The organism is Cupriavidus sp. FW305-26 (assembly GCF_058787975.1).
On the sequence record NZ_JBYTAH010000154.1, the window covers coordinates 1 to 1,666 of the forward strand.

Annotated in this window: 1 protein-coding gene and 1 pseudogene; both read left to right on the top strand. The window is 56.7% G+C overall.

Translation table 11 applies throughout. The annotated features are described in order from the left end of the window. Positions 1 to 78: 78 nt before the first annotated feature. Positions 79 to 483, top strand: a pseudogene (locus AC3WQZ_RS35605) (plasmid partitioning protein RepB C-terminal domain-containing protein); the annotation flags it as partial. A 778-nt stretch (positions 484 to 1,261) separates the two neighbouring features. Next, positions 1,262 to 1,525 carry a hypothetical protein gene (locus tag AC3WQZ_RS35610; protein ID WP_492302158.1) on the top strand — a complete coding sequence of 88 codons (264 nt, stop codon included), beginning with the start codon at positions 1,262 to 1,264 and terminating at the stop codon, positions 1,523 to 1,525. Positions 1,526 to 1,666: the final 141 nt, after the last annotated feature.

Consider the following 1,666-nt stretch of genomic DNA (forward strand, 5'->3'; position numbering starts at 1 on the left):
CCCTGGACGCTCAAGTCCTCAGACGCCTAGCGGATACCGCCGGCGGCCGCAAGGGACGCCCTCAAAAGACCGCTTACGTTTTCTCCCGAGGTTGCTCGGGCGATTCGAAAGATGAAACCGACCCGACAGATCGAATGCGTGGAACTAATGATCGCAGCGAACAACGTTACAGTCGCCTACGCCGAGGCTCTGCTCGTCGCCACACCGGCATCGCGCCTGGTCGACGGTAAGAAGCCGGCCAAGCTCACAGGTGTGAGTCAGGAACAGATGGCGAGAATGGAGCGAGAGATGAGCAATCTGCAGGAGCAGTACAAGATCGTAGAACAGACCTACGGTCAGGATGTGCTAAATCTCGTACTGGCCAAGGGCTATCTCGTGAATTTGCTGGAATGCGAGCCGGTATTGGCGTATTTGCGTCAGCACCAGCCTGATCTGGTGCGTGAGTTCGAGTCGATTCGCGACGTTGTGTCGCTTGAGCAATAGCACGCCTACTGTGACACGGGGCGCGACGAAAATCCGAGGATCCTTGTATTACTGACCTTCGAATTCCGCCATCAGGTCCGCCGGCAGCGGGGCGTCACCCGATCAAAGTGTCGGTCGACTCGACCAACTATCTCCGGCACACACTTTTTAACATCTACAAGCTTCGCGATTCGATTATGGTAGCGTGCTCTTCCCGGCCTCATTGTCGCCAATGAGGATGCTTGTGCCGGCGTCAATAGTAACTCTCCGTTGGGCAGGTATAACCCGTTCTTTACGCTAAACAACCATGTCAAGTACAGCAGAACGAAAAGCACGTAAGGCCCAGGAGGCCATGCAGTGCGCAGCCGAGGCTGCGGCTCGGAAGGAGAAGAAGGCTGCGATGAAGGCGGCGCGGGATGCCGCGAGGGCGGCTGGCAACGTCGAGCGGGCCGAGAAGCGAGCCGAGAAGCGAGCCGCCAAGGAGGCCGCCGCAACGATCAGCGCACAGTAGACGCTCGCTGGGCTGACACCCCGCCAAGCAAAACGACTGGCGCAAATAAAGGCAGCCTCGCTGGCAGTGCTAGACGAACTGGATCACAAGGCACGCGAGTCCGGCAGAGAACAGTAGTGGGCGCTACTCGCAGCCCAACTCAAAAACACAAGGAGCGTCGCCGCAGGCGTACGCCGCTTCGATCATCCTCGTTGTAAGTTCCATGATGCATGCGTGACGACGTGCAAATCGGTTGGGGGTTCGCCGCAGCACAAGCACGTCTGAGAGTACCTATTAAGGGGAGCCTATATGGCGCAAGACAACGCCTACGACTATGTGATCGTCGAAAGTTATCGCCCCGAAAGCTTGAACGGCCGACATGGGCCAATCCATATCCGGCCAGTTCTCGGTGAAAAGTACTCGCAGGATATGCACGTTGAATGCTCGAAGGCCCTGTCGCGCGACTATCCAGTGGGGACCCGGTTTCGCCTTATGGCAAAGCTTACCGACCGCGAAGGCGGTGGCGAGTACCTATACAGCTACCATGGCTGGAAATATGAAGTCATGAAGTAGACCGCTGGTGTGTGAGTTCGAATCGATTCGCGACGTTGTGTTGCTTGAGCAATAGTATCTACCGTGGAGATGACCCGCTTTTTCGGACAGCACCTATCTTGAACCAAAGGAGGTGCTCATCATGGCTAAACATCACATGCC